A 25,590-nucleotide genomic window follows, 5' to 3' on the forward strand; every position below is an offset into this window, starting at 1 on the left:
TGTAATGAAGCATGCATCAAAAGAAGTGTACAGGCTCAAGGTATACCTCAAGTTTAAAGGGGGCGAAATGAAGCATGTCAGAACAACAACCGATTATCCGGTTCGACCGGGTGACCCAGCAATACGATCAGGATGAAGCCGTATTGAAGGAAGTCAGCTTTGAGATTGAGCGGGGTAAATTTTATACGCTACTCGGCCCGTCAGGCTGCGGGAAAACAACAATATTGCGCCTGATTGCCGGCTTTGCGGAGCCGACACAGGGCAGTATTTATTTTAACGGTGCACTGATTAACCGTGTGCCTGCCCACCACCGGCAGGTGAATACCGTATTTCAGGATTACGCATTATTTCCTCATTTGAATGTCTTTGAGAACGTGGCTTTTGGTTTGCGGATCAAAAAGATGAAAACGGCTGAGATTCGCAGCAAAGTGTTGGAAGCACTCAAGTTCGTCAATCTGTCCGGTTATGAGAACCGTGAAATTGGCGAGATGTCCGGCGGACAACGGCAGCGTGTCGCGATTGCGCGTGCGATTGTGAATGAACCCGAGATTTTGCTTCTGGATGAGCCGCTCTCGGCACTCGATCTGAAGCTGCGGACCGAGATGCAATACGAGTTGCGCGAGTTACAGCAGCGACTGGGCATTACGTTTATTTTTGTCACGCATGACCAGGAGGAAGCCTTGGCGATGTCGGATGAGATCTTTGTCCTAAATGGTGGCGTCATTCAACAGAGTGGCACGCCCAATGATATCTATGATGAGCCGATTAACCGGTTTGTGGCGGACTTTATCGGTGAATCGAACATTGTATCCGGCAAAATGAAGCAGGACTTTGTGGTGGAATTCGCTGGCGCAGAATACGAGTGTGTCGATCAGGGTTTGCAGCGGGACGAGCCTGTGGAGATTGTGATTCGTCCAGAGGATATGGAGATTACAACCGAGGAACAGGGCAAGATGCAGGTCAACGTGGACTCCCAGCTGTTCCGTGGGGTGCACTACGAGATATCGACCTACGATGACGCGGGTAATGAGTGGTTGGTGCATTCCACGAAGAAAGCCGTGGTAGGCGCTCGTATTGGACTGTATTTTGATCCGGAAGCCATCCACGTCATGCGCTTTAACGAGACGGAAGAAGAGTTCGACAAACGGCTGGAAGCCTACCAAGAGGCCGTTCATGCAGACTAAGGCGAGTACACGCAATGCGTATCTGATTCCATATGTGTTATGGATGGTGTTGTTTGTAGTTGCTCCGGTTCTATTGGTGGTGTATTACTCGTTCTTCGATGTGGAGGGCAACTTCACGCTGGGCAACTATGCCCGCTTCTTTACACCTGTGTACATGCAGATGACCCTGAGTTCGTTTTGGTATGCATTTCTGATTACAGTGTTCTCGCTGTTGGTCTCGTATCCGACGGCATATTTACTGACCCGTACGAAGCATAAGCAGCTATGGCTTCTGCTTATTATTTTGCCAAGCTGGATCAATCTGTTGTTAAAAGCGTACGCCTTTATCGGCCTGTTCGGCACGTATGGCCTGACCAATTCCCTGCTTGAAGTGGTGGGCATTGGCACAAAGCAGATTCTGTTCACCGATTTCAGCTTTATCTTTGTCTCGGTGTACATCTTCATTCCGTTCATGATCCTGCCCATCTTCAACGCACTGGAAGAGATGAACCCATCGCTGATCTATGCGGCACGGGATCTCGGGGCTTCGTCCTGGCTGACGTTCCGCCGGGTCATCTTTCCGCTGACAATCAGCGGAGTGAAATCCGGCTGTCAGGCCGTATTTATTCCGGCGTTATCGTTGTTCATGATAACCCGCCTTATTGCGGGGAACCGGGTAATTACGCTGGGAACAGCGATTGAGCAGCATTTTCTCGTCACCCAGGACTGGGGAATGGGTTCGACGATTGCCGTCTTTTTGATTATTGCGATGGCGATCATTATGTTCCTGACTGGATCAGGCAAGAAGGAGGTGCGTAATGGGAAGAAACGGAAAGCTGTCTAACGTCTATCTGGCCGTTGTATTCGCCATACTGTACGCACCGATCGCGTATCTGATCTTTTATTCCTTCAACAGTGGCGGGCACATGCGCGGCTTCGAAGGATTTACATTGGAATGGTACAGGGAAGTATTTGCCGATACCCGGCTGCTGATCATTGTACTTAATACGTTTATTATTGCGCTCCTGTCCTCGGCGATTTCGACGATGCTCGGTGTGGCAGGGGCACTGGCGATCTACCATGTGCGGCGCAAACGGACCAAGAATACGTTGCTGTCACTCAATAATGTGCTGATCGTTAGTCCGGATGTCATCATTGGTGCCTCCTTTCTGATTCTGTTCACCATGATTGGTATCAAGCTTGGATTTACTTCCGTATTGTTGTCTCATATTGCGTTTAGCGTGCCGATTGTCGTGATTATGGTACTGCCAAAGCTTCAGGAGATGAGCCCGACATTGATGGATGCGGCGCGCGACCTGGGTGCCGGATCATGGCAGATCCTGACTCGTGTAGTGCTACCCTATGTTAAACCGGGGATTTTTGCCGGGTTCTTCATGGCCCTGACCTACTCGCTGGATGACTTTGCGGTAACGTTCTTCGTTACAGGGAACGGGTACTCTACGCTCTCTGTAGAGATTTATTCCAGAGCAAGGCAGGGCGTGTCATTGTCCATCAATGCGCTGTCCACGCTGCTGTTCCTGCTCACAGTGCTGCTGGTGGTTGGCTACTACTTCATTAATCGCCGTGCAACACGGATACCACCCGGAGGGAAGGGGCTGCGTCCATGAAGCAACTGGTACGGACATTTGTCATTGTATTTGTGGCTGCCTTTGCCCTGATGATTCTGGCTTCCTATCTGAACAAAAGTCAGGGGTATTCCGGTGGCAACACGCTGACCATCTATAACTGGGGCGATTATATCGATCCCGATCTACTGGCTGAATTTGAAGAAGAGACAGGCATTAAGGTCATCTATCAAACATTTGACTCGAATGAAGCGATGCTGACCAAAATTGAGCAGGGTGGAACGACGTTTGATGTGGCGATTCCATCCGAATATGCGATTAGCAAAATGAAAGCAGAGAACCTGCTCGTTCCACTCGATCATAGAAAACTGCCTAATCTAAGCAACATCGACCCACGGTTCATGGACCTGTCCTTTGATGAGGGCAACAAGTACTCCATCCCTTACTTCTGGGGAACGGTGGGCATTGTGTACAACCCTGAACTGGTCGATGGGTTAACGTTTGAGAGCTGGAATGACCTGTGGGACCCGCGTTTGAAAAACCAAATTCTGCTGCTCGATGGTGCTCGAGAAGTCATTGGTATGGGGCTGAACAGCCTCGGTTATTCACTGAACGATACGAACGAGGACCATCTGCAGGCAGCTCTGAAGAAATTGTCCACCTTGACGCCTAACGTCAGAGCCATTGTCGGAGACGAGATCAAAATGCTGCTGGCCAATGAGGAAGCGGCGGTTGGACTTGTATGGTCCGGGGATGCGTCGGAGATAATGGATGAGAACGACAAGCTGGATTACGTGGTTCCCGAGGAAGGCTCCAACCTTTGGTTCGATAACATGGTCATTCCGAAGACCGCGAGTAATATTGAAGGCGCACATCAGTTTATCAACTTCATGTTGGACCCGGATCATGCGGCCCGTAACGCCGAATATGTCGGGTACTCCACACCAAACGCCGAGGCATTGAAGCTGCTGCCAGAGGATATTTCGGAGGATGAACGATTCTATCCAGATGAGACGCTGACAGGAAAGCTTGAGGTGTACGATAATCTGGGCAAAAAAATGCTGTCGCATTATAATGATTTGTTCCTCGAATTTAAAATGCATAGCAAATAGGTAATATTTAAGTGAGATATATCGGATGAACATGAGTTCCATGTAACGTCCAACCCGCTAACGAATCTTCCGCACCTTAATGGGCTAATTTGTGTGGGTTACGAATGTTAACGAACTTCAGCGAAGCTATTTTCCGTAAAACAGTTACCAAACGGCAAATAAGCCGCTTCTTACGAAGAATAGCATCTCTCTGATTCGTTAAAACTCCAATGGGAGTAAATGATCACCAATAGCGCGTGTACAGTTCGTTAGACTTGGAAAAGGAATAAATAGGGGTGCTGCTCGTCATTTCAATTGAATGACGAGCAGCACCCCTATATTTTTACCCTACCTCAGAGCAAATAGCTCAGGTGGTTGTCTTATCTTTGTTTACACAATAACGGAGGGGACAGAACAAACGAAGGAAGCGAAGCGATCGCCTTTATCACCGGATTTTCCCATGCTAGATGGGATTCAAAAAAATCTGGGGATAACAGCGATCCGAAGTTGTTCTGTCACCGCAGTGACCAAGTGGAACGATTAAAAAATAACTACATGCGCTTTTTGCGTCCCACAATGATCCATGCCCCGCCCATAATCAGCACAATCGCCACGAACGGCTGGATGAAGGACAGGCTGCTAAGCATCGTGCCAATCGACATGACGGCGAAGAACAAAAGTGATATAACCGTCAGTATGTTGATTGGGATCAGCAGCCATTTGTTACGGCCGCCGAACCAATACAGTTCAAACAGGCCTACCGCTACCGCAAGAATGAAGCCGGGCCACATCGTGCTCCAGTTATCAAAGAGCATGGCGATCTGGCTGACAACGCCTGCCGTGAGCAGGATACCCCCTGGAACCAGCAATCCAACACCTCTGCCAATCATGGAGAAGTACAGCCAATGGAAGAACAGCCCCAGTGGAATGACAAATAGGGTGGGCCAAAAATTGGCAAAGATTGTGCCTGGACCCAGTGAACCTCCCTGGTTCAAGATCAGATACACGCCGAGCAAAATAAGCACAGGCGCAAGGATGGTGCGTTTAGCCATGATATCTCTCCTTTTCAATACAAGATCAATTCCCGAACGGTTGTATGTAGAGCAACTACTTTCGTTATTCACAGCATACCATGAACCGCAAAAGGGTATCCTCGGTCTTTGGAGTTAAACTAAACCTAGACCAAAGTCTAGGTAAAACATCCAATCAATATTCCCCTTAGCAGGATTGAAGTCAGAATTATTCAGCCACGGGCTGAATCGGCTGTTTGAGACTCGAACGGTATTGTCCAGGCGTCTGTCCGGTCCACTTTTTGAAGGCATTCTGAAACGCGCTTTGCTCCGAAAAATGTAAGGCATAGGCAATATCCCCTACCGAATAGGTTCCCTTCTGCAAATATCGCAATGCCATTTCCTTGCGTACCTGTACGGATATCTCATGATATGTTGTATCTTCTTCACGCAATCGGCTCTGAAGTGTGCGAATACTCACGCCCAGATGCTCTGCGGTGTGTTGTAATGTGGGAAAGAAGGTTGGAAGACACTTCATCATCCACCGACTTACTTTGCTGGAGAAGGATTGTGACGAATGAAGCTCATCTTTGCTTTCCTGAGCCATGGTTTCAAAGACCTTCAGCATTCTTGCATCCGAATATAATACGGGCTGATCCAGAATGTCTTTGTGCATTCGCAGGAGTGTATGAGTGTCCCCGAATCGCGGCTCTATTCCGAACATGCCAACATAAGGAGATAGATCGCCTGAAGCATCGGGGGCTTGATGACTGAACCGAACCTCTTTCAGCTTCACCCGGCGATTCGCCAGTTTGCTGATCAAATACACCATCGAGACAGCCATATCTTCCACACAATGACGAGACATTTGCTTCTCCGAATGTTGCAAAGACAATTGAAGGATCAAATCCTCACCGCTTACTTCCCAACTCAGATTGAATCCGCTATACAGAATGATGTTATATCGTTGATAAGCAGCGAGTGCATCTCCAATCGTCTTGGAATGCATCATGACGTAACCGGGAAGTCCCAGGTCCGCGAAGTCCAGCAGTTGTCCCTGGTTCAATCCAAAATACAGATCATCGGAGTATCGGGCAGCACACTGCATAATACGTTCCAATTCTTCAACTGGAATACGGGCTTCCGGGTTCTGCATCATAGCAGGATCTAAGCCAGCGTACTCGAAAAATGCTTCAGATTCGTACCCTTTGTTCACCAGCGTCTTCATGATCGGATACAACATGGAAATCGAAACTCCGTGGTTGTGGTTGCTCATATTATCCCCTTTTGCGCGAATCAGCAACATTTCCGCGCCGTTGATCATTTGTTTATGTATGCGTTCATTCTATGCTTGTGATATGCCTGCTTCTTCGGCCTTTATGAATATGATTATACAGGAGGAACAGATGTATGAAATCAAATATTCTGGTGATTAATGGCCATCCTGATCCGCAAAGTTACTGCAAAGCACTATCGGAAGCCTATGTACAAGGAGCACGGAAATCAGGCAGTTCTGTGGAACTGATCGACCTGAGCCACATTGAGTTCAATCCTAATCTTCAGTATGGGTACCGACAGCGAACGGAGCTGGAACCTGATTTGGTGAGAGCACAGGAATTGATCCGATGGGCGGATCATCTGGTATTTGTATATCCAACGTGGTGGGGTGTGATGCCCGCTATTTTGAAAGGGTTTATTGATCGGGTATTTTTGCCCGGCTTCGCGATGAAAGATCGGGAGAACTCGCCTCTGTGGGACAAATTGCTGAAAGGAAGGTCTGCCCATATCATTGTGACCATGGACACACCACGCTTGTACAATCTACTTATTTACAGACATGCAGGGCACCGGGTCATGAAATCCAATATTCTCAAATTCTGCGGGATCTCCCCAGTACGTGTAACTGAGGTTAGTCCAATTAAAGGCTCCACTGAGGCGTTCCGTCTGAAATGGCTGAATAAATTGATGGAGATGGGCATGAAGCAGGGTGGCAGAAGTATAGCCCGTGATAGTCAGTCAGTGAATTCCAACCAACAAGTTTAGCGCAACCTTTAGCAGCCATGTAGTTAGCTATGTTACGTTGTTTGCTATGTAAAGAAGCCCACTCCGCGAAGAGTGGGCCTTTTTATATTATAAGAACAGGGCAATCCCTTATTTCACCACATCCGAATGCTTCTTGCCCCAGCTGTTCACGCCATCATCTTCGATAATCGAGATGGCTGCATCGGCGATGTCCGGATCTGTCATTAACTTTTCCTGGATACGGAACTTGATATCATCTGCATCGGCAAGACTCAGTCCTTTGGTCAGTTCAATCAGACCCTCGACGTGGTAATAACGACCTTCCTGAATAATGCGCATCATCTGGATATCTGCAACATGAGTGTCCGCCAGAATGGTCTGGGATACTTTATCCTCAACATCCTGTGGTGCTGCTACACCAATCAATCCGATCATATTGTCATAACCGACGCGGAAAGCGACAGCAATCATCAGACATCCAATGATCGTCGTCACGATTCCATCGAGCAATGCAAAATTGGTCAAGGCAATGACTACAACAGAGATCAGTGCGAGTGTCGCACCGAGTACCGCTACAATATCTTCGTAAAATACAAGGCGTGTTGGCGGTGCGGCGCGTCCTACATTTTTGATAGCAGCAGGGAACAGGGCCAGGCCTGACGCTTTGGGCGCGCGTGCTTCGTGTAGAATTTCTTTCATCGCTTTAATCAAAATGGCTCCATCGATCACAATGTTAAGCACCAGCACGCCGATGTTAATCCAGATACCGCCGGAATGAGCAGCCGGATGCAGTAACAGATGAATCCCTTCATGGATCGTTTCATACGCCATAATGGTCACAACGATAACGGCAATCATACAGAAAATGTTGATGACCCGCCCGAATCCGGTCGGAAAGCGGCGTGTAGGTTTTTTCTCGGACAACACACTCCCGACAAAGACAAACCCTTGGTTGATGGCATCGGCCAAAGAGTGCATCGCCGAGGCGAACATGGCGCCACTGCCACTGAATAGAAAGGCTCCTCCTTTGCACAGTGCAAGCACAGCGTTTCCTGCCATAGCTACAGCCGAGGATGTGTTTCCCTTTTTGACGAGAGACATTAAGCTCTCAGACTTTGGTTGATCAGCCACTTCGAATGTTCCTCCCAGAAAGATGTGATAGGTGTAGAAAGAGTATTCCTTAATTACAGCTTGGTCATTTCCACTAAATGTTATTATAGCTTGCTTTACAACTCCCAGCATTATGCAAAAAAGGTCATATCAATAAAAACACCCGTGCGAGTTCGCACGAGTGTCTAGTTATTTGTATATAAGGTGTTATATCAGTCGATCAATCAAATTTCCAGCAAGACAGGCTCAGGTTGCCATACTGATAGGCTTTGAACAGGAGGGATGCCTGCTTGTTCTGATCTCCCGCACCCATGGCGAGCAGCAATGGTACAAAATGCTCTGGCGTAGGCACGGCTGCTTGGGCTGATGGTGCCAGCTTGTCATAGGCGAAGAGGGACGCGGTGTCCCAGTTCACCAGTTTGTCATGCAGCCAGTTGTCAAACGCCATAGCCCACGGATCCACGCCGCTACTTTCCCAATTCAATCGACGCAGGTTGTGTACAGTTCCGCCACTACCAATTACGAGAATGTCTTGCTCACGCAAGGTAGCGAGCGCCTGCCCAACCTGATATTGCTGTTCACCCGTCAGATAGCGATTAACAGACAAAGCAATCACGGGGATATCCGCATCTGGGTAGAGCAGGCGCAGAACGACCCAGGCACCATGGTCCAGACCACGTACGGAGTCGCTTTCTACTGGAATACCAGCTTCTGTGAACAGTCGCTGAATCTCCGCTGTTGTCTCTGCATGTCCTTGAGCAGGATATTTAATCTGATACAGCTCGGGCTGGAAGCCGCCGAAATCATAGATGGTCTCATAATTGGCTACCGAAGAAACCAATTGAGTTGTAGATTCCCAGTGAGCAGAGAACAATAAGATCGCTTTGGGTTTCGGCAGTTCCTGTCCAAGTTTTTGCAGAAATTCAGTGTATGCATTTTCCTCCAGTGCGAGTGATGGTGCACCGTGAGCGATAAACAGGGATGGCATCATTATGAATTCAGTCCTTTCGGGTCTTCGGCAGCCAGCTTGGCATCCGTCCGAAGCCATTGTTGAAATTGTTGATATAAGTCGGGGGTGACTTGGTGTCCACCGTGATATGGAACATACGTAACGTTATGGGTCTGTTCACGGAAAAAGCTGGCGTTATCTTCACCGAGTTGCAGCGGGAAGAGATGATCCTGATCGCCATGCGATATAAATACAGATAACTCCGAGTCAGGCTGTAGCTTGTATTCGTCTTTCACAAATTGCGGAATGTAGCCACTCATGGCTACGATCCCCTTGATGGCATCTCCCATCACCAGCGAAAGGGTCATCGCCATAATGGCTCCCTGACTGAAACCGGCGATGTAACGCCGTGCGGGATCAATTGCATATTTGGCGGACAGATCAACAATTAGCTGTTGCAGTCCCTGAACAGAGGCGTCGAACAATTCCCGGACGGGATTGCCAATGCTTTTAATTTGAAAATAAGCGTAGCCGCTACCCTGAACAATAGGCCCCCGTACGGCGATGATAATAAAATCCGACTGAAGAGGCTCCATCAAACGAAGCATATCCTGTTCATCCGAACCCATGCCATGCAGAGCAAAGACCACGGGATATGGTTGTGCTGTATTGTAATCGGAAGGAAGCCGAACCTCGTAAGTCAATGAATAATTCAATGCAACCACCACCTGAGAAGAAATGAGTAATTAAAAATAAAGTTCACTAATATGAAATTAATATTTGTATTGATGAACAAAATTTATCATGATTCCATTGTAGGGTCAATATTTTTTTTGTATTATGAAAATATGTTCCGTATAAGAAATATGTAATGCTCTATAACGATTTATCAGGCGGATCGCCAAAGTAATCCACATATTACTCCCAAGGACGTGATACTAATGGTTAACGGAATCGTACCTATTCTGAGAATATTTGATGAAGACAAGGCGAAAGAGTTCTACCTGGAATATCTGGGTTTTCGAATGGATTGGGAACATCGGTTTGAGGCAGATTTGCCGCTATATATGCAGGTATCTCTGGATTCCATTCAATTGCATCTATCCGGACATCATGGCGATTGTACGCCTGGAGCGGCTTTGCGAATAGAAACGGATGCGCTCGATGCATTATGTGAGGCGCTCAATCGGAAAAAGTACAAGCATTCCAGACCTGGCATTACCGACACACCGTGGAATCTAAGGGAGATGACGGTAATAGATCCGTTTGGCAACCGGATTGTTTTTTATGAACCTAACGCGGAATAAGATTGAGTATTGAATATACAGATCAAAAGGGGAGGATTGCAACATGGATATTGGTCTAGCCATTCGTACGATCCGCAAACAAAAACAGATCACCATCATGCAAATGTGCGAGGGTACGGGGCTATCCAAGGGGTTTATCAGCAACGTGGAAAATAATAAAACATCACCGTCCATCGCGACGCTCGAAAGTATCGCGGATTATCTGAAAGTGCCACTGCCATACTTGCTGCTGTCACCGGAACAGCGGATGAACGTGGTGCGCAAGGATGAGCGCAAGGAGACGACTGCCGGAAGTGGGCAGATCAAGGTACAGCATCTAACGGCCAAGGGCGCCATGCGCATGTCCATTGTGGAGCTGCCAGCAGGTGCATCGACTGGAGTGAATAAGCACGCCGGAGAAGAGAGTCATCTGGTTCTACATGGCCGAATTCGCGCAGAGCAGTGTGAGGATGTAGAGATTTTGGAGGCGGGGGATTCATTCAGTTGGAATGCCGTCGTTCCCCATGAAGTGACCAATATTGGGGAGGAGCCCGCGGTAGTACTGATCGCCGTGTCCAAGGAGTTGGATTTGGACCATTTGTGGAACGCATAAACAGAGCATAGTGGAATGGAGACATGATTTTGGCTGCTGAATATGTAAAAGGCCGCCCATGAGGTTTCTCGGGCGGCCGGATGGCGACGGAGTGCATCATTAGAGATGGTTGCTTCCGTCATTCATTGTTCTTTATAAATAAATGGTATGACTACTCCCACTTATTGTGGATTAGTTGTCCAGATGCCTGCGGCTTTAACAAATACACGATCTGACAGCTTGAGCGTCGCCAAAGCCAGTTCAGCTACGTCTTCCGCTTGCATCATGCGGTCTTCGTCTCCAACTTTTAGTCCGGCATTGGTTGCCAGTTCCGTGTTCACTGTACTTGGTGTTAGCGCAGTAACCCGGATATTGGATTTGCGTACTTCCTGCATCAGGGATTCGGTCATGCCGAGCAGTGCAAATTTGGAAGCACAATAAGCTGAGCCGGTAGCGAATCCACGCTCGCCTGCGGTGGAAGCGATATTGATAATGCTGCCGCAGCTTTCCTTAATCATGCTTGGCAGTACAGCACGAGTTACATAGTATGTACCCATGACATTGACATGCAGGATGCGCTCCCACTCTTCCGGGTCCATGTCCAGCAGTGTGCCGAAGCTTGCAATGCCCGCATTGTTGATCAGAATGTCTACTGCACCAAGCTCCATCTCAATGGCAGCAACGGCTGCTTCAGCCTGAGTGCGATCCGAAATATCCGCAATGGCGCTGGTCACTTTTACACCATATTCCTGGCTGAGAGATTGCTGGAGAGCCTCCAGATCGGAGGCCGTCCGAGCGATAAGTCCGAGATGTACGCCTTCCTTGGCAAGTGCTTCAGCAATAGCACGGCCGATACCTTTACCGGCGCCAGTGATGACAGCCGTTTTATTTTTAAGTTCCATGTGGGTAACTCCTCCTTAGAATTGGACTAGCATTTAATTATACTATATTACCCACAGTTCGAATATTTACTTCATGATGAATTAACATTATTGTTTGATTTTGATGCTGCCTGAGGTGGTACGAGCTTTGATGACTTCACGGCTCACCATCGGGGATTCAGGTACATTCACATCACCGGAAGTGGTCCGTGCGTCAAATATTCCGTCAAAATCGGGCGCCGCCTGTATGGAAATATCTCCTGACTGTCCCGATACGTCAATTGGACCGGAGACTTCTTGTTCGATCTTCACACTGCCGGAAGTGAACTCCACATTTGCTGCACCGTTTAGTTGCATGATTCTTGTGTCTCCTGACTGTATACGGCTGCTCACATCTCCGTTAAGCCCATCCAGTGTAAAACTTCCGGAGGTTTGTTTGACTTCCATATTTCCTGCAATGGCCGCGGCTTTAATGTCTCCTGAAGTTAGATCGAGTTGAATGGTTGGTACGGTAATGTCCTGAAGGTGAATGCTTCCAGACGTGTTGTTAAGGTCCAAGGTATTGGCATGCAGGCCTTTCAGATCCAGATCACCGGAAGATGAGCTGATGTTGACTTCATTAAGCTGATGTCCTTCTGGTAAAGCGACTGTGATAGTTTGCTGCAGATTATTCCAATAAAGGGTGAAAAATTGCAAACGAGGGCGCTGTTTTTGGGATAATGTAAAGGTCCCATCCGATAACGTAGCCTGCTCAAAACTTTCGATTGTTGCGGGGTCCCATTTGCCGTCTACTTCAATGTAGCTGTTCTCATCCGGGCTGGCTACAAATTCAATATTTGCGCTAAAGTTAGCATTCATCTTAATATTTTGCAGCTCATCGTTTTTGAAATCCCATCTTTTGGAGTAGGCTTCTCTCTGGTCTCCGAATTGAACTCCGTATATAGAAGTTCCAAGCAAGCCGATACCGATACATATAACGGCCAAAGCCAGCCATTTTTTGGTGTTCATGATTAGGCATCTCCTTTCATTGTCTTTTGATTCCATCTCAAGTACTGGAGAGTGACCAGCTTGAAAGATTTGAATACCCTCTTTGCTGCAATGGCGAATAGAATACCTACACCAAATGCAGCAATCGAAACGAACAGTTCAGCATAATCGAAATGATTAAGGAACAAGAAGTCCACTGCAGCAGCAACGGGGGCCAATACCAGCAAGGAGAGGCTGGCAATTACAAGCCATAGCGACCACAGGGTTAGACCGAGAGGGATCGCGAGGATCAAATTCAGGAAAATCAGGCCGATGCCGGTGAAAAAGTTGCGAGCTGCTCTGTTGTTATTCTTCGGCGGGCGCAATTCTCCATACGTTGGCGCGTAGAACGGGTCAGAGCCTGGCGTTTGTGCATCATACCGATCCCCGAGCGCTTCTTTTGCAATCTCTAAAGGATGGCCCAGTTCACGAGCAATCTCATCTTCCCGTTTTCCTTCTCTCAATCCCATCTCAAAATGCTGATCATAATCAGCGAGCAGTTCTGCCCGTTCCTGCGGGTCCATCGGTCTTAGATGAACCTCCATTGCCTGCATGAATTGTTGTCTATTCATTGTGGGTACCTTCCTCTATAAGATTTGCGACATTGCGCACAAAACTATTCCATTCACTCGTGAGGGTCTTCATATAGTCACGACCGGTATCGGACAGTTTGTAATATTTACGCGGCGGACCTTCACTGGATTCCTGCAGATAAGTCGTACAATAGCCATCATTGACTAATCTTCGCAAAAGGGGATATAGAGCGCCTTCCGCCACTTCGATATGCTGTGATACAGCCTGAGCCAATTCGTAGCCGTACCGGTCCTGGCGGTTGATCAGCACGAGGACGCATAGTTCCAGCACCCCTTTTTTAAATTGAATATTAACATTCACTTGGGTTCCTCCTTGTTGCTCTATCCAATCACTAGTGTGTATTGTTCAGTAGTCGTAAATTAAGCATAGCATCCGGTACTGTATAATGCAAGGTAGTGATTTAAAAATGGTTCCGTGTCACGATGTATTGCTGACAAGGGTTTTCTTCGTTTACTCTCTAATTTACCTATAGATCAGCATACGCAAAACCCGAATCGGTTACTTCCGTCTGAGGACGGATTCCGATCCGGGTCTATGGGATGAAGATGTATAACGATTGGCATTTGCAGCTTTTGTTATTCCTGTGCTTCCAACACCTTGAGGTCTTCAACGGCAGGGCCTTCAATGACTTTGCCAACGTAGTCGAAGCGTGAGCCATGGCATGGACAATCCCAGGAGCGTTCCCCTTCATTCCATTCCACCTCGCAGCCCAAGTGGGTGCAGGTGGTGTCAACCAGAAAGAGTTTGCCGCTCGGGTCCTTGTAGGCGCCAGCACGTTTGCCGTCATGGCGAACAACAGACCCTTCATCGTTACCGAGTTCTCCGACGTTTTTGTGAATAATGCCCACTTTGCCGGAAATCAGTTCCTTGGCTACATTGGCATTCTCTACAATGAAGTTCTTCACTCCAGGATCTGCCTTGAACCTTGCAGGATCGAATACAGCCGCGTAAGAGTTGTCCCGTCCGGTAATTCGATCCGAAAGAATATGTCCAGCCATCGTTCCTGTGGTCATGCCCCATTTGGCAAAACCCGTAGCTACATAAACACGTTCATGACGTCCGGTAATCGGTCCGATGTAAGGGACCTTGTCGAGTGAAATCAGGTCCTGGGCCGACCAGCGAAACGGAATGTTGTGAATGCCAAATGTTTCGGCCGCATAGCTCTCCAGACGTTCATAATGACCAAACGTGCAGATGCCTTGTCCCGTTTTGTGATTTTCTCCTCCGAACAGGATGTGTTCCTTGCCTTCATAGATCACGGTTCGAAGTGAACGATAAGGTTCATCATCCGAGAGGTACATCCCACCAGTAAGCGGCTTCTGAGGCTCAACAAGAACTGCATAGGAACGCTCGGCATGCAGCCGTGAAAAATAGAATCCGGGGTCATAAACCGGGAAATGGGAGGCAACAACGACATGATCAGCTGTTACGGATGGACCATTGCCATATGTCCGCAAATGCAGAGAAGCGTCTTCTTCCACATCGGTCACCGTTGTATGTTCATAGATGCGTACACCTTGCTGGACCGCCGAATCGAGCAGATAATGCAGATAAGCCAGCGGATCAAAACGAGCCTGGCCCGGCATTCTGATGCCTGCTCTGGACGGGACCGGGATGGGGAGTGGATCGACCCATTGACCAGGAATATTGAGCTTGCCATAGGCGGTCAGTTCAATCTCCAGCTTCTTGAGATTCTCCTCCGATTGAATGTAGACGTAGGCATCTTCCTCCGCCCACTGGCAATCGATCTGTTTCTCTTTCACCAGATCGCGCATCCACTTGGCGGCTGTGGCATTACCTTCATAATACATGCGGGCCTGTTCTTGTCCGAAGTGGTGCATTAATTCATCGAATATCACACCATGCTGTGCGGATACTTTGGCGGTTGTATGCCCGGTTGTGCCATCCAGTACTTTTCCGGCTTCAAGAATCACCACACGCATGCCTGCCTGGGCCAGTAAATAAGCGGTGGTAATACCTGCTATTCCTGCACCAATAATGGCTACATCGGCCGAGATGTCTTCCTCCAGTTTAGGAAATGCATTAAATTCATGAGTATCCCGCCACAGGGATACAGGAACGGGGGGCAGACCTGACGTGAACTGATGATTATCGCTCATTCGTTCTCCTCCTTGATCATCTTTTCTTCTATTAATTCGTTTGTTATTCAGCGCACCTGATTGTACTCTTATCCATGATTACCACACTGTGCCAGAAAAAAACGATGTCTGTAGACATTCCTGTGGAAAGTTCACATTTTTCTGTGAAGCACCCCTGTATTTTTGGTCATACATGCTATATGATGGATTTACCGAAATCGTTTTAGGAAATGAAACGAACAGTTATTACTAATGATAAAGTCCTTGTCGCAAAAGGTTATATCTTCGAATTATGAGGATGGATACATCAAGATTACTTTATCATTTTTTATTGATTATGTATCCGCTATCATAACGAATAAACCAAGAGAACCCAAAGGAGATCCCCATATCATGACCAACCAAACGAAATATCCCTTCCAGGATACAACGCTCGAACTGGATACACGTGTAAAGGACCTTGTGTCCCGTCTTTCGGAAGATGAGAAAATCGAATCGATGCTGCAATACCAACCAGCAGTAGAACGTCTGGGCATCGCGGCATATAAACACGGCACAGAAGCAGCCCATGGCTTGGCCTGGCTTGGTGAAGCCACTTCTTTCCCGCAGCCGGTAGGGCTGGCGTGCACATGGGATGCGGACCTGATGAAAGAGATTGGCTCCGTGATCGGAGACGAGGCACGTGTATTTTACAAGCGCAATCCGGCTGTGAATGGTCTCACCCTGTGGGCACCTACAGTGGATATGGAGCGTGATCCTCGTTGGGGGCGGAACGAAGAAGCTTATGGTGAAGACCCGGAATTGACAGCTGAGCTGACTACAGCGCTGGTTAAGGGAATCCAGGGCGACCATCCGAAGTATTATAAGGCCGTTGCCACGTTGAAACATTTCCTTGCGAACAATAATGAAGTGGATCGCGGCAGTGGTTCATCCAGCATTGATCCGCGCAACATGCGTGAATATTATCTGAAAGCATTTGAGAAACCGTTCAAAGAGGGCGGCGCGCAGTCCATGATGACCGCATACAACTCGATCAACGGTACGCCAGCATTGCTTCATCCGTTTGTAAACGAGATTGTGAAGGGCGAATGGGGCATGGATGGCTTCATCGTGAGTGACGCAGGGGATGTCATGGGGATCAAGAACGATCATAAATACTATGATTCCCACACCCAAGGTACAGTAGAGTCTGTCAAAGCTGGTATTGACAGTATTACCGATGATGCGGATCTGTCGAAGCAGGCGCTGCGTGAAGGGCTGGAGCAAGGCACACTCACAATTGAAGACATTGATCGGGCATTGTTCAATACGTTCCGTGTGCGTTTCCGTCTGGGTGAATTCGATCCGGCTGAGGGCAATCCATATGCTGCAATTGGCGAAGAAGCGATGATGACGGAGAAAGCAAAGGCCCTGTCATTGAGAGCAGCGAGAGAACAAGTAGTATTGCTCAAAAATGATCATGAAACGCTTCCGCTGGATAAAACGAAATCCGGCAAAGTGGCTGTTATTGGTCAGCTTGGCGGAACAGTCTACCGTGACTGGTATGCAGGTACCATGCCGTATAGTGTATCCCCGCTTGAAGCGATCAGCAGCAAAGTAGGCGGCGACAAGGTTGCATTCAAAGATGGCAATGACCGTATTACATTGACTTCCGTCGCAAGCGGAAAGGTTGTCGGTTTGGGTGAAGGGGAGAAATCACCGGTCATTGCTTCAGGAGATGCCGAGACGTTTACGTTGACGGACTGGGGTTTCGGGAGTTACACGCTCAAGGCAGACAGTAACGGTAAATATCTGACGACGGATGAAGAGACGGTTACGGCATCAGCGGATGAAGTATACGGCTGGTTTGTAAAGGAAGTATTTCATCTGTTGCCACAAGAGGACGGAAACGTAGGGCTGACCACTTGGAACGGTAAAACAGTAACGGCTCCCAATGGCGGAAATGATGCTTTCGCAGTATTCGAAGAGTTGAAATCATTCGGTGCTACGGAGATGTTCAAAAAGGATATTGTGGTGAATGGATTGGAGGAAGCTGTAGCGGCTGCGAAGGAAGCGGAGACGGCGATTGTATTTGTCGGCAACAATCCACTTGTAAATGGTAAAGAAGAGATCGACCGTCCAAGTCTGGATCTGGCTGAATCCCAGCAGCGTCTGGTCGAAGCGATCTATGCAGCGAATCCGAATACGGTTGTAGTTATCGTGGGAAGTTACCCTTTCACGTCCAACTGGGTGCAGGAGAACATTCCGGCTGTATTGTATACATCCCATGCTGGACAAGAATTGGGGAATGCTGTTGCTGATGTATTGTATGGCGATTATGCGCCGGCAGGCCGTTTGAATATGACGTGGGTGCAATCCGCAGATCAGCTGACTGATATCAGAGACTACGATATCATTCAATCCGGACGTACGTATCAGTATTTTGAAGGTGAAGTACTGTATCCATTCGGACATGGATTAACGTATGCATCGTTCAAATACAGCAATTTGGAGCTGAATCCGGCCCAAGCTGGCGTGGATGAGACAATCGCTGTGCATGTGGACGTGACCAATACAGGAGCGATCGCCAGTGATGAGGTTGTGCAATTGTATGTGCGTGCTGGACAGTCCCGTGTAAAACGCCCGCTCAAAACGTTAAAAGGTTTCCGTCGACTTCATATTGAAGCTGGAGCTACGGTGAAAGTCAGCTTTAAGCTGCCCGTTCAAGAACTGGCAATCTGGGATGTGACCCGTGATCGTTATGTCGTCGAAAACGGCACTTATTCGGTTATGGTGGGCAAATCTTCCTCCGATATCCAGCTTGTTGCAGACCTGACGGTACAAGGGGAGACGATTCCTGCCCGTAATCTGAGTGTAGCCACGCGTGCCGAGAACTATGACGCATACCTCGGTGTGGATCTGGATGAGAGCAAAGAAGGCGGAACATCTGTCCGTGTGATTGGTGAACAAGGATGGATTGCTTTCAAAGATGCTGATTTTGGCAGGGGTGTAGCTTCACTTGAAGCCCGTGTGTCGGCAGAACAGGCAGGTGCAGTATTGGAAGTTCGGTTGGGCGCATCCGACGGTACGCTGGCAGGGCGCGTGGAATTGGTTCAGGGCGAAGCCCAACAGTGGTCCACGGTTCGGACAGACCTTAAAGGGGTATCAGGTCAGCAGGATGTATACCTTGTGTTATCCGCAGGAGTGCGTGTCAGCCATTTTGAGATTCGTTAAGTTAGATAGGAGATTAGTAAGGAATAACGAATTGGAATAAGCGAATGAAATAATGAATGACGAAAAAGCCTCCGAGTGTACTCGGAGGCTTTACTGCCTTGTAACGATTGTCTGGCCAGCCAGCGTTGCCTCGACATCTATAATCCGTTGATTGCGGCTGCCGCGAAAGGGTAAAGACACATCACGCTCAGCTGCGACATAAGGTCCATCAATAATGACGTCACATAGCCGGGATAGCTCCGCTCGTGCCGGGTCTGTAATCAGTTCCTCATATACAAATCCCGTATAGGCCCATACGGTCAGATCAGGCCGGGCATCCCGAAGCTGCCGAACCCAGGAGGTACACTCCGCAGCAGAGAAAAAAGGGTCACCTCCGCATAACGTAATCCCTTCCAGCAAGGGATGAGTGATCACTTCATGCAATATCTGCTGCTGTCGCTCCTCCGTAAATGGCTCACCAGCCCGAAAGCTCCACGAATCAGGGCTGAAGCAGCCCGGACAGGCGTGGCGGCATCCACTGATGAACAACACGGCACGCAGGCCAGTACCTTCATTCACTGATTCCGGGATATAACCATAGAGATTCACTGATGTTTCACCCGGTCTCGCACTTCGGCCTGCTTCGCTGCATTGAAGCGTACTTTATAGTCACCGGTCAGATATCCTGTCACCCGGCGCAGTCGCTGGAAATGCACGTGGTTTTCATGAGCCTCACATCCAGGACATACATCTCCAATTACGCCCTCATAGCCACAGGAAGGACAGCGATCAATCGGATGATTGATAGAGAAATACCCGATATCCTGGGCCAGCGCGTATTGCACGATTCGTTGAAAAGCTGTGGTGTTAGCCCTCACATTCCCATCGAGTTCGACATAGGAGATCGCCCCGGCATTACATAATGTGTGAAAAGGAGCCTCCAGCTCAATCTTGCGATAAGCAGGAAGGGTATGATAGACCGGGATGTGAAAGGAATTGGTGTAGTATTCCCGGTCATTGACTCCGGCAATGCTGCCGTATCGCTCACGATCAATTTTGGTAAACTTTCCGGATAGGCCCTCGGCGGGCGTAGCAAATAAGGTGATATTCAGGTTATGCTGCTCACTCATACGGTCACAGAACTCTCTCATCGTACGGATCACATTCAGCGCTTCACGATGTACATGGAGATCTTGTCCATGGTGACGGCCGTATAAAGCGGTCATACACTCAGCCAGCCCGATAAAACCGATGGATAACGTACCATGTTTCAACAGGTCGGCAACCGGTTCATTTGGAGCCAATCGTTTGCCGCCTTCCCATACGCCTTCCCGCATCATGAAATCCGATGCTTTGGCAGGCTGTTGCATCTGGATATGATAACGGTGCAGCAGTCCGGCAGCTGCATTGTGCATGACGGATTCCAATGCAGTATAGAAGCCAGCCCGATCAGCGACGGCTCTTGCTCCCTGACAGATCCCATAGCGAATGCCGAGCTTGACCAGATTGATGGTATTAAAGGACAGGTTGCCCTTGCCGCTCTGGCGATTGCGTCCGAAGCGATCAGCCAGTGTGCGTGTACGGCATCCCATCGTGGCAATGATTGTATCAGGATCATCCGGTTGGTAATAGGGCAGGTTGAAGGATGCATCCACATTGACAAAATTCGGATACATGCGACGTGAAGAACAGGTCACAGCGAGCCGGAACAAGTCGTAATTGGGCTCACCCTCGCCCTGATTGATTCCTTGCTTGCACTGAAAAATATGTTGTGGAAACACAGGAGTTTCCCCGTTGCCGAGTCCCCGAATCGTGGCTTCCAGCAGCGACCGGGACACCAGCCGGCCTTCTGCCGAAGTACACAGACCGTAGTTCAGCGAAGTGAACGGAATCTGTCCGCCTGCACGGCTGCTCATGGTATTCAGGTTATGGATCAGGGATTCTGCAGCCTGTTCCGTCTCCAGTTCCGTTTCTTCCTTGGCAAAGGCAAAGGCCTGTGGACACCTCTCCTTCGCTTCAAGGCTATCCAGATGCAGCTGCTCATCCTCAATTAAGGCATTCTCCCCAAACAGTCGCTGTCCCTTGCGGTAATGCTTGCGGAACGAGCGTTTCACATAAGGGGCCAGATCCCAGTCGATTTTATTGGCGGATACGCCGCCGTACTGACTGTTCTGCTGAGACTGAAAAATAATGGCGACCAGTGCCATCGCAGACATGATGGTTTGTGGCGTGCGAACCGAACCGTTGCCCGTATTAAAGCCGGAGGCCAGCAGACGGTCAAATGGGATAAAGATACAATTGGTCGTACCAAGGGCATACTGGTCCAGATCATGTACATACAGATCTCCGTTCTCCACAGCTAGAGCGAGTTCCTCTGGCAGCACATGACGCAGGGCATGCCACTTGGCGGTCTCCGAACCTAGCCTGCTCATCTTGCCGCTAAACGAGTCTCCGTTCAGATTGGCATTCTCTCTCAGGGTATCGGCATCTTCAGCGCCGATAATTCGTCTTCCCAGATCGGATAGCAGGTCGGATGCCGGGGGAGAGGTGGTCTCAAGCACGTTCATATCAGGTTCCTCCTAATAATGGGTTTGTATATTAAAAAGACTCGTTGATTACTATATGTTGATTGGTACTATCCATTTATAAACCATATATAGTTTTTTGGGTGTGATAATCATCACATGTTGTAGGCTCATGACACGCAAGGTCGGTGGTCTTGAAGGATAAAGGTTTCCAAAGGGGAAGGGTAAGCGTATAATTTCTATTTATCATGCGAATGCCATAGACAAAGCGTGGAAATGGATCGAAAACGTGCAGGGAAGCAACTGGTCTAGCTTTCCGTATTTAACCATGCCGTTCATACCACATTTCCTGTGAGAGGAATAAACGTGGTATCCATTCGTGATTCTTTTTGATTTCTGCGGTGTTAATTATATATGAATAGGTTGTGACAGCTGATTCAGAGCGTTAGGACCCTCGTTACTCGAATGGATCATTCTGTGCAAGACGGAATAGAAGTGCAGCTAAGACAAGAGGGGTGAACCATGGGAACGGTAGGCATTACAAGGGGCTTCTATGAAAATATACAGGAAGCCGCGTCACATATAGTCGACGTATTAAGCGGCATCATGAAGGTGAATACCATTTTCGTCGCGACGAATGATGGAGTGACCAATGTCATTATGGAGGCTTTTAACCGCAAGGAAGAGTGGATTGCCAAGGGTAGCGAACTTCCTTTTGCAGCTTCATATTGCAGCCTGGTATTGAGAGATAAGGGCAATAGCCTGACCATCACGGACACATGTGAACATCCGCTGACGAAGTCAATGGATGTAACAAGCGGACTGGGTAATCGTTTCTTCGTGGGTATCCCGATTATGCGGAGATCCGGGGAAACGTTCGGTACCATCTGTCTGATGGATGATCCCGATTATGTTATCAGTGAAACGGATATGAAAACGTTGGAAGCGATGGCTGTATTTCTCGGTTACGTCGTGGACCTGGAAGATACGCTGCATGTTCAGAAGCAAAAGCTGAATGATTCGGAGCAATTGCAAGAACAGTTGCAGGCAGAGAAGGAACGCGCCGAGTCTGAAGCAATGACCAAGTCGCAGATGCTGTCGCTGATGAGCCACGAGATTCGTAACCCGCTGAACGGCATTCTGGGATTGACGGATCTGATGCGTACACCGGATATGTCGGACGAGCAGGCCGAGTATGTGAACATGATCGAAACCAGCGGAAACATTCTGCTCTCCCTGTTGAACAATATGATGAATTTTAACATTAATGATGCAGGTGAAACGGTCGTACATGATGATCCATTTGATCTGGTAGCGACGATTGAGAATACGGTCTATCTCTATGCGGGGCTTGCGACGAACAAAAACATTGAGCTGGGATTGAACCTTGGACTGAATGTTTCTCAGGTTTTTGTAGGGGATGAAATCAAGATTGGACAATTGCTGGCACACGTCATTCAGTATGCCATAGACTCGACACGCACAGGTTCGGTATTGGTTACGGCAACCGTGGATGGTGGGGATGCAGAGGAAACAGGCATGCTTCAACTGAATGTGAAGTACACCGGACGAATGGTATCATCGGACCAAAAGCTCAGATCATTTAACAATCTGGACGGACATATAAGTACACAAAAGCTCGTGGGAACCAATCTCGGCTTGGCAGTCAGCCAGAACCTTGCCCTCCTTATGAATGGCCGTATTCAGGTGTATGGCATAGGAGACAAGGAAACCGAATTCGAGATCAGCCTGCCACTTCGCAGACATTGGGAATTACCCCAGCTTGCCAACATTCAGCACCGATTGAAGGGTAAAAGGGTATTGCTTGCAAAGGACCCCGACATTCTCCAAGGGGTCTCTTCCCTGATGCGCAGATGGGAGATGGATGTGCATATGACCTCGGTGACAACCGAGGCGTATGGCTGGATTCAAGATGGTTTCAAGCCAGATGTGGCCGTTGTGGATATGGGGCTGCTAGAGGGTGGTGCTGTGGATTTCGTGCATGATCTGAAACGTTTGATTACAGACTCGCCAGTTATTGTTTTGATTCCATATGGCATGCACATCGATCCGCATGAAGCGGATGTGTTTGATGCGGTCCTGACCAAGCCGGTGAAGCAGGCGGATTTATTGAATGCATTAAGCATTATTTTGCATTAAGAGAATGAGGAGACATGACTATCTCGGGCGCACCTGTTAAGGGTGCGTTTTATTTTGTTGTTTTGAAGGAAGAAGAAGCTCGAATAAGCAGCTCCGAGTCGACTTTGAATACACGTTTGTCCTGAAATTCATTGGTATTCATCATGTCAATCATCTTCTCCATCAGAATGGCCCCCATTGTATACTTGGGCTGGTTAACCGAACTTAGCGTGGGGTGAATATATTTGCTGATCCGGTTGTTGTCTACACCTACAATAGCCAGTTGCTCGGGAATACGGATGCCATATTCCGCACATGCCTTGTATACACCAAGAGCCATTTCATCATTAGCCGCATATACAGCGGTGAAGGTCAGCCCTTTGTCAAACAGTCTTTTGATGGCTTCGTACCCACCTTCTTCATTGAAATTCCCATTCTCTATCAGTTCAGGGCGGAATGGAATCTGATGATTGCGCAAGGCTTTCAGATAGCCTTCCAGCCGCTCATAGCTGTCGATCGCTTCGGGGTAACCATTTAAGAAAACGATATTGCTATGTCCGGCCTCTACCAGATGCTGAACAACTTCCTGGGAAAACTTCACGTTGTCCGTATAAATACAAGGGATCTGAGTATGTTCAACATATTTTCCGACGATGCCAATACGATATCCTTTATCCGCAAGCTGGAATAATTCTTCATCCGCCAGCAAGGGCGTGATAATGATGACTCCGTCAATGGTCCGATCCAGCAGCAAATTGAGATATTCGACTTCCCGCTCTTTCAGGTTATGGGCATCACATATAATGACCTTGTAATGGCGGGCATATGCAATGTTCTCAATGCCTTTGATAATTTCGGCATAATAAGCATTATTGATATCCGGAACAATGACGCCAATGGTCATCGATCTCTGCGAACGAAGATTTTTAGCCGCTGCGTTGGGGTGATAACCTAACTGTTCAATGGCACGCATCACCTTGTTTTTGGTTTTTGTGCTAACCTTGCTATGCTGATTAATGACCCGCGATACGGTTGCCGGGGATACGCCTGCAATGGCAGCTACATCAATAATTTTGACATCCATATTCTTCACAGCTCCAAATAAGTAATTGACAATTAATTCAAATTCATTATAAATCCAAATGAAAACGATTTCAAGATGTGGTCTGTCCGCTATTCCTGGTCAATAGGGCGCACCGGGAACGATTCAAAATTTTCAGGAATTCAGATGGATTGCTATCTATCTTTCAAATTCTGCCCCAAAGCCCTTTTAATCCGAGCTGATTACGTTACAATAGAAAGGGAACTTCATCATTAATCAGTTTATTAGAGGAGGATGTGCATTCAATGGAATATCGCAGATTGGGTCGAAGCGGACTGAAAGTAAGCGAGATCAGCCTGGGCAGCTGGCTGACATACGGAGGGTATGTGGAACGTGAAAATGCGGTGAAATCAATTGAAGCCGCATTCGATGAAGGTATCAACTTTTTTGATACAGCCAATGTGTACGAACGGGGTGCAGCAGAAGAACTGCTAGGGCAGACTTTGAAAGCGTATTCCCGTGATTCATATGTTCTTGCAACCAAGGTATTTGGCAAAATGGGCGACGGTCCAAATGACCAGGGGTTGTCCCGTAAACATATCAAGGAACAATGCGAAGCCAGTTTGCAACGGCTGGGTGTTGACTATGTAGACATATATTATTGCCATCGCTATCACACCGAAACACCGATTGAAGAGACACTGCGCGCACTGGATGATCTGGTGCGTCAGGGCAAGGTGCTCTACGTTGGTGTTAGCCAATGGACAGCGGCACAGATGGAAGCTGCACTGGGTACCGCTGATCGTCTGTTGCTGGACCATATCGTAGTGAACCAGCCGGTGTACAATATGTTTGACCGTTATATCGAAAGTGAGATCATTCCGCTGGGTGAACGCAAAGGTATTGGACAAGTCGTATATTCCCCGCTGGCACAAGGGCTGCTGACGGGTAAATATACTTCGGTGTCCGATATCCCCGAGAACAGCCGGGCAGCGAAGCTGGGCTGGGATGAGGGCAAAATCAACGCTGACCGGATCGGCAAGGTTCGCCAGTTGATTGAAGTCGCGGACAAGCTGGACCTGAAGGTCGGTCAATTGGCTCTGGCATGGATATTGCGTCAGAACAATGTATCCAGTGCACTTGTAGGGGCAAGCCGACCAGAACAGGTGAAAGAGAATGCAGCCGCTTCCGGTGTGAAGCTGGATGCTGCCATCGTCGAAGAAATCGAACAAATATTGGCCTGATATTGGCTTGACACAAGATCCAATCACATGGGTTGTTCT

23 protein-coding genes are annotated in these 25,590 nt (G+C 48.3%); 10 read left to right on the forward strand and 13 right to left on the reverse strand.

The features are described 5' to 3' along the window. Positions 1-74: 74 nt before the first annotated feature. From ACFTRD_RS22750 to ACFTRD_RS22765, 4 genes are read left to right on the forward strand one after another with little or no spacing between them, the layout of a single operon-like run. Positions 75-1,184 carry an ABC transporter ATP-binding protein gene (locus ACFTRD_RS22750; RefSeq protein WP_379383996.1) on the forward strand — a complete coding sequence of 370 codons (1,110 nt, stop codon included), beginning with the start codon at positions 75-77 and terminating at the stop codon, positions 1,182-1,184. Beyond that, the gene (locus ACFTRD_RS22755; RefSeq protein ID WP_192271465.1) at positions 1,174-2,007 is read left to right on the forward strand and encodes an ABC transporter permease; all 834 of its coding nucleotides are present in this window, start codon (positions 1,174-1,176) and stop codon (positions 2,005-2,007) included. Before ACFTRD_RS22750 ends, ACFTRD_RS22755 begins: the two co-directional genes overlap by 11 nt. Then, positions 1,982-2,791, forward strand: a complete 810-nt coding sequence (locus ACFTRD_RS22760; protein ID WP_024632840.1) for an ABC transporter permease — start codon at positions 1,982-1,984, stop codon at positions 2,789-2,791. The genes ACFTRD_RS22755 and ACFTRD_RS22760 overlap by 26 nt, the downstream gene beginning before the upstream one ends. Further along, positions 2,788-3,861, forward strand: coding sequence for an ABC transporter substrate-binding protein (locus ACFTRD_RS22765; RefSeq protein ID WP_379383999.1), 1,074 nt, complete (start codon positions 2,788-2,790; stop codon positions 3,859-3,861). Before ACFTRD_RS22760 ends, ACFTRD_RS22765 begins: the two co-directional genes overlap by 4 nt. Positions 3,862-4,391: 530 nt before the next feature. Here the strand turns inward: ACFTRD_RS22765 and ACFTRD_RS22770 are convergent. Together ACFTRD_RS22770 and ACFTRD_RS22775 are read right to left on the reverse strand one after the other, a co-directional pair. Then, on the reverse strand, positions 4,392-4,892 hold the full coding sequence (locus ACFTRD_RS22770) for a hypothetical protein (RefSeq protein WP_379384001.1): 501 nt from the start codon (positions 4,890-4,892) through the stop codon (positions 4,392-4,394). A 187-nt stretch (positions 4,893-5,079) separates the two neighbouring features. Beyond that, positions 5,080-6,126, reverse strand: coding sequence for an AraC family transcriptional regulator (locus ACFTRD_RS22775; RefSeq protein WP_379384003.1), 1,047 nt, complete (start codon positions 6,124-6,126; stop codon positions 5,080-5,082). A 134-nt stretch (positions 6,127-6,260) separates the two neighbouring features. Here ACFTRD_RS22775 and ACFTRD_RS22780 point away from each other — a divergent pair, with 134 nt between their 5' ends. Next, positions 6,261-6,893: an NAD(P)H-dependent oxidoreductase gene (locus ACFTRD_RS22780; RefSeq protein WP_379384005.1), complete on the forward strand. Its 633-nt coding sequence runs from the start codon at positions 6,261-6,263 to the stop codon at positions 6,891-6,893. 108 nt (positions 6,894-7,001) lie between these two features. On the opposite strand, the gene ACFTRD_RS22785 is transcribed toward ACFTRD_RS22780, so the two are convergent. From ACFTRD_RS22785 to ACFTRD_RS22795, 3 genes are all read right to left on the reverse strand, one after another. Beyond that, positions 7,002-8,003, reverse strand: coding sequence for a cation diffusion facilitator family transporter (locus ACFTRD_RS22785; RefSeq protein WP_379384007.1), 1,002 nt, complete (start codon positions 8,001-8,003; stop codon positions 7,002-7,004). 199 nt (positions 8,004-8,202) lie between these two features. Beyond that, positions 8,203-8,973, reverse strand: a complete 771-nt coding sequence (locus tag ACFTRD_RS22790) for a DODA-type extradiol aromatic ring-opening family dioxygenase (protein ID WP_379384009.1) — start codon at positions 8,971-8,973, stop codon at positions 8,203-8,205. Next, on the reverse strand, positions 8,973-9,647 hold the full coding sequence (locus ACFTRD_RS22795; RefSeq protein ID WP_379384011.1) for an alpha/beta hydrolase: 675 nt from the start codon (positions 9,645-9,647) through the stop codon (positions 8,973-8,975). The genes ACFTRD_RS22790 and ACFTRD_RS22795 overlap by 1 nt, the downstream gene beginning before the upstream one ends. Positions 9,648-9,872: 225 nt before the next feature. Between ACFTRD_RS22795 and ACFTRD_RS22800 the strand changes: the two genes are divergently transcribed. Together ACFTRD_RS22800 and ACFTRD_RS22805 are read left to right on the forward strand one after the other, a co-directional pair. Further along, positions 9,873-10,238 (forward strand): glyoxalase superfamily protein, encoded by a 366-nt coding sequence (locus ACFTRD_RS22800; RefSeq protein WP_379384013.1) that lies wholly within the window; start codon positions 9,873-9,875, stop codon positions 10,236-10,238. Positions 10,239-10,281: 43 nt separating this feature from the next. Further along, positions 10,282-10,830 (forward strand): helix-turn-helix domain-containing protein, encoded by a 549-nt coding sequence (locus ACFTRD_RS22805; protein ID WP_379384015.1) that lies wholly within the window; start codon positions 10,282-10,284, stop codon positions 10,828-10,830. Between the two features lie 161 nt (positions 10,831-10,991). Here ACFTRD_RS22805 and ACFTRD_RS22810 read toward each other — a convergent pair whose 3' ends face one another. The 5 genes from ACFTRD_RS22810 to ACFTRD_RS22830 all read right to left on the reverse strand — a co-directional run bounded on the left by ACFTRD_RS22810 (position 10,992) and on the right by ACFTRD_RS22830 (position 15,430). Further along, positions 10,992-11,711 carry a 3-ketoacyl-ACP reductase gene (locus ACFTRD_RS22810; protein WP_379384017.1) on the reverse strand — a complete coding sequence of 240 codons (720 nt, stop codon included), beginning with the start codon at positions 11,709-11,711 and terminating at the stop codon, positions 10,992-10,994. Positions 11,712-11,798: 87 nt separating this feature from the next. After that, positions 11,799-12,698: a DUF4097 family beta strand repeat-containing protein gene (locus ACFTRD_RS22815; RefSeq protein WP_379384019.1), complete on the reverse strand. Its 900-nt coding sequence runs from the start codon at positions 12,696-12,698 to the stop codon at positions 11,799-11,801. Between the two features lie 2 nt (positions 12,699-12,700). After that, complete coding sequence (locus tag ACFTRD_RS22820; protein WP_379384021.1) at positions 12,701-13,288, reverse strand: HAAS signaling domain-containing protein; 588 nt, start codon at positions 13,286-13,288, stop codon at positions 12,701-12,703. Beyond that, positions 13,281-13,610 carry a PadR family transcriptional regulator gene (locus ACFTRD_RS22825; protein WP_379384023.1) on the reverse strand — a complete coding sequence of 110 codons (330 nt, stop codon included), beginning with the start codon at positions 13,608-13,610 and terminating at the stop codon, positions 13,281-13,283. Before ACFTRD_RS22825 ends, ACFTRD_RS22820 begins: the two co-directional genes overlap by 8 nt. A 275-nt stretch (positions 13,611-13,885) precedes the next feature. Next, positions 13,886-15,430, reverse strand: a complete 1,545-nt coding sequence (locus ACFTRD_RS22830; protein ID WP_379384025.1) for an FAD-dependent oxidoreductase — start codon at positions 15,428-15,430, stop codon at positions 13,886-13,888. Between the two features lie 372 nt (positions 15,431-15,802). Here ACFTRD_RS22830 and ACFTRD_RS22835 point away from each other — a divergent pair, with 372 nt between their 5' ends. After that, the gene (locus tag ACFTRD_RS22835; protein ID WP_379384027.1) at positions 15,803-18,622 is read left to right on the forward strand and encodes a glycoside hydrolase family 3 C-terminal domain-containing protein; all 2,820 of its coding nucleotides are present in this window, start codon (positions 15,803-15,805) and stop codon (positions 18,620-18,622) included. 90 nt (positions 18,623-18,712) lie between these two features. Here the strand turns inward: ACFTRD_RS22835 and nrdG are convergent, their stop codons facing one another. After that, positions 18,713-19,210, reverse strand: a complete 498-nt coding sequence (nrdG, locus tag ACFTRD_RS22840; RefSeq protein ID WP_379384029.1) for an anaerobic ribonucleoside-triphosphate reductase activating protein — start codon at positions 19,208-19,210, stop codon at positions 18,713-18,715. Beyond that, the gene (locus ACFTRD_RS22845; RefSeq protein WP_379384031.1) at positions 19,207-21,168 is read right to left on the reverse strand and encodes an anaerobic ribonucleoside triphosphate reductase; all 1,962 of its coding nucleotides are present in this window, start codon (positions 21,166-21,168) and stop codon (positions 19,207-19,209) included. The genes nrdG and ACFTRD_RS22845 overlap by 4 nt, the downstream gene beginning before the upstream one ends. A gap of 480 nt (positions 21,169-21,648) precedes the next feature. Here ACFTRD_RS22845 and ACFTRD_RS22850 point away from each other — a divergent pair, with 480 nt between their 5' ends. Continuing rightward, positions 21,649-23,286: a histidine kinase dimerization/phospho-acceptor domain-containing protein gene (locus tag ACFTRD_RS22850; protein WP_379384033.1), complete on the forward strand. Its 1,638-nt coding sequence runs from the start codon at positions 21,649-21,651 to the stop codon at positions 23,284-23,286. 49 nt (positions 23,287-23,335) lie between these two features. Here ACFTRD_RS22850 and ACFTRD_RS22855 read toward each other — a convergent pair whose 3' ends face one another. Further along, positions 23,336-24,349: a LacI family DNA-binding transcriptional regulator gene (locus tag ACFTRD_RS22855; RefSeq protein WP_379384035.1), complete on the reverse strand. Its 1,014-nt coding sequence runs from the start codon at positions 24,347-24,349 to the stop codon at positions 23,336-23,338. Between the two features lie 263 nt (positions 24,350-24,612). Between ACFTRD_RS22855 and ACFTRD_RS22860 the strand changes: the two genes are divergently transcribed. Continuing rightward, entirely contained in the window at positions 24,613-25,551 is a 939-nt protein-coding gene (locus ACFTRD_RS22860; RefSeq protein WP_379384037.1) for an aldo/keto reductase family protein, read from the forward strand. The last annotated feature ends 39 nt before the right edge of the window (positions 25,552-25,590 follow it).

It is taken from the genome of Paenibacillus sp. NPDC056933 (assembly GCF_042674385.1).
GTDB lineage: Bacteria > Bacillota > Bacilli > Paenibacillales > Paenibacillaceae > Paenibacillus.

Coding starts and splice junctions, on each gene's coding strand:
- ACFTRD_RS22750 (WP_379383996.1), top strand. CDS start 75: ATGTCAGAACAACAACCGATTATCCGGTTCGACCGGGTGACCCAGCAA.
- ACFTRD_RS22755 (WP_192271465.1), top strand. CDS start 1,174: ATGCAGACTAAGGCGAGTACACGCAATGCGTATCTGATTCCATATGTG.
- ACFTRD_RS22760 (WP_024632840.1), top strand. CDS start 1,982: ATGGGAAGAAACGGAAAGCTGTCTAACGTCTATCTGGCCGTTGTATTC.
- ACFTRD_RS22765 (WP_379383999.1), top strand. CDS start 2,788: ATGAAGCAACTGGTACGGACATTTGTCATTGTATTTGTGGCTGCCTTT.
- ACFTRD_RS22770 (WP_379384001.1), bottom strand. CDS start 4,892: ATGGCTAAACGCACCATCCTTGCGCCTGTGCTTATTTTGCTCGGCGTG.
- ACFTRD_RS22775 (WP_379384003.1), bottom strand. CDS start 6,126: ATGAGCAACCACAACCACGGAGTTTCGATTTCCATGTTGTATCCGATC.
- ACFTRD_RS22780 (WP_379384005.1), top strand. CDS start 6,261: ATGAAATCAAATATTCTGGTGATTAATGGCCATCCTGATCCGCAAAGT.
- ACFTRD_RS22790 (WP_379384009.1), bottom strand. CDS start 8,973: ATGATGCCATCCCTGTTTATCGCTCACGGTGCACCATCACTCGCACTG.
- ACFTRD_RS22800 (WP_379384013.1), top strand. CDS start 9,873: ATGGTTAACGGAATCGTACCTATTCTGAGAATATTTGATGAAGACAAG.
- ACFTRD_RS22805 (WP_379384015.1), top strand. CDS start 10,282: ATGGATATTGGTCTAGCCATTCGTACGATCCGCAAACAAAAACAGATC.
- ACFTRD_RS22810 (WP_379384017.1), bottom strand. CDS start 11,711: ATGGAACTTAAAAATAAAACGGCTGTCATCACTGGCGCCGGTAAAGGT.
- ACFTRD_RS22815 (WP_379384019.1), bottom strand. CDS start 12,698: ATGAACACCAAAAAATGGCTGGCTTTGGCCGTTATATGTATCGGTATC.
- ACFTRD_RS22820 (WP_379384021.1), bottom strand. CDS start 13,288: ATGAATAGACAACAATTCATGCAGGCAATGGAGGTTCATCTAAGACCG.
- ACFTRD_RS22830 (WP_379384025.1), bottom strand. CDS start 15,430: ATGAGCGATAATCATCAGTTCACGTCAGGTCTGCCCCCCGTTCCTGTA.
- ACFTRD_RS22835 (WP_379384027.1), top strand. CDS start 15,803: ATGACCAACCAAACGAAATATCCCTTCCAGGATACAACGCTCGAACTG.
- ACFTRD_RS22845 (WP_379384031.1), bottom strand. CDS start 21,168: ATGAACGTGCTTGAGACCACCTCTCCCCCGGCATCCGACCTGCTATCC.
- ACFTRD_RS22850 (WP_379384033.1), top strand. CDS start 21,649: ATGGGAACGGTAGGCATTACAAGGGGCTTCTATGAAAATATACAGGAA.
- ACFTRD_RS22855 (WP_379384035.1), bottom strand. CDS start 24,349: ATGGATGTCAAAATTATTGATGTAGCTGCCATTGCAGGCGTATCCCCG.
- ACFTRD_RS22860 (WP_379384037.1), top strand. CDS start 24,613: ATGGAATATCGCAGATTGGGTCGAAGCGGACTGAAAGTAAGCGAGATC.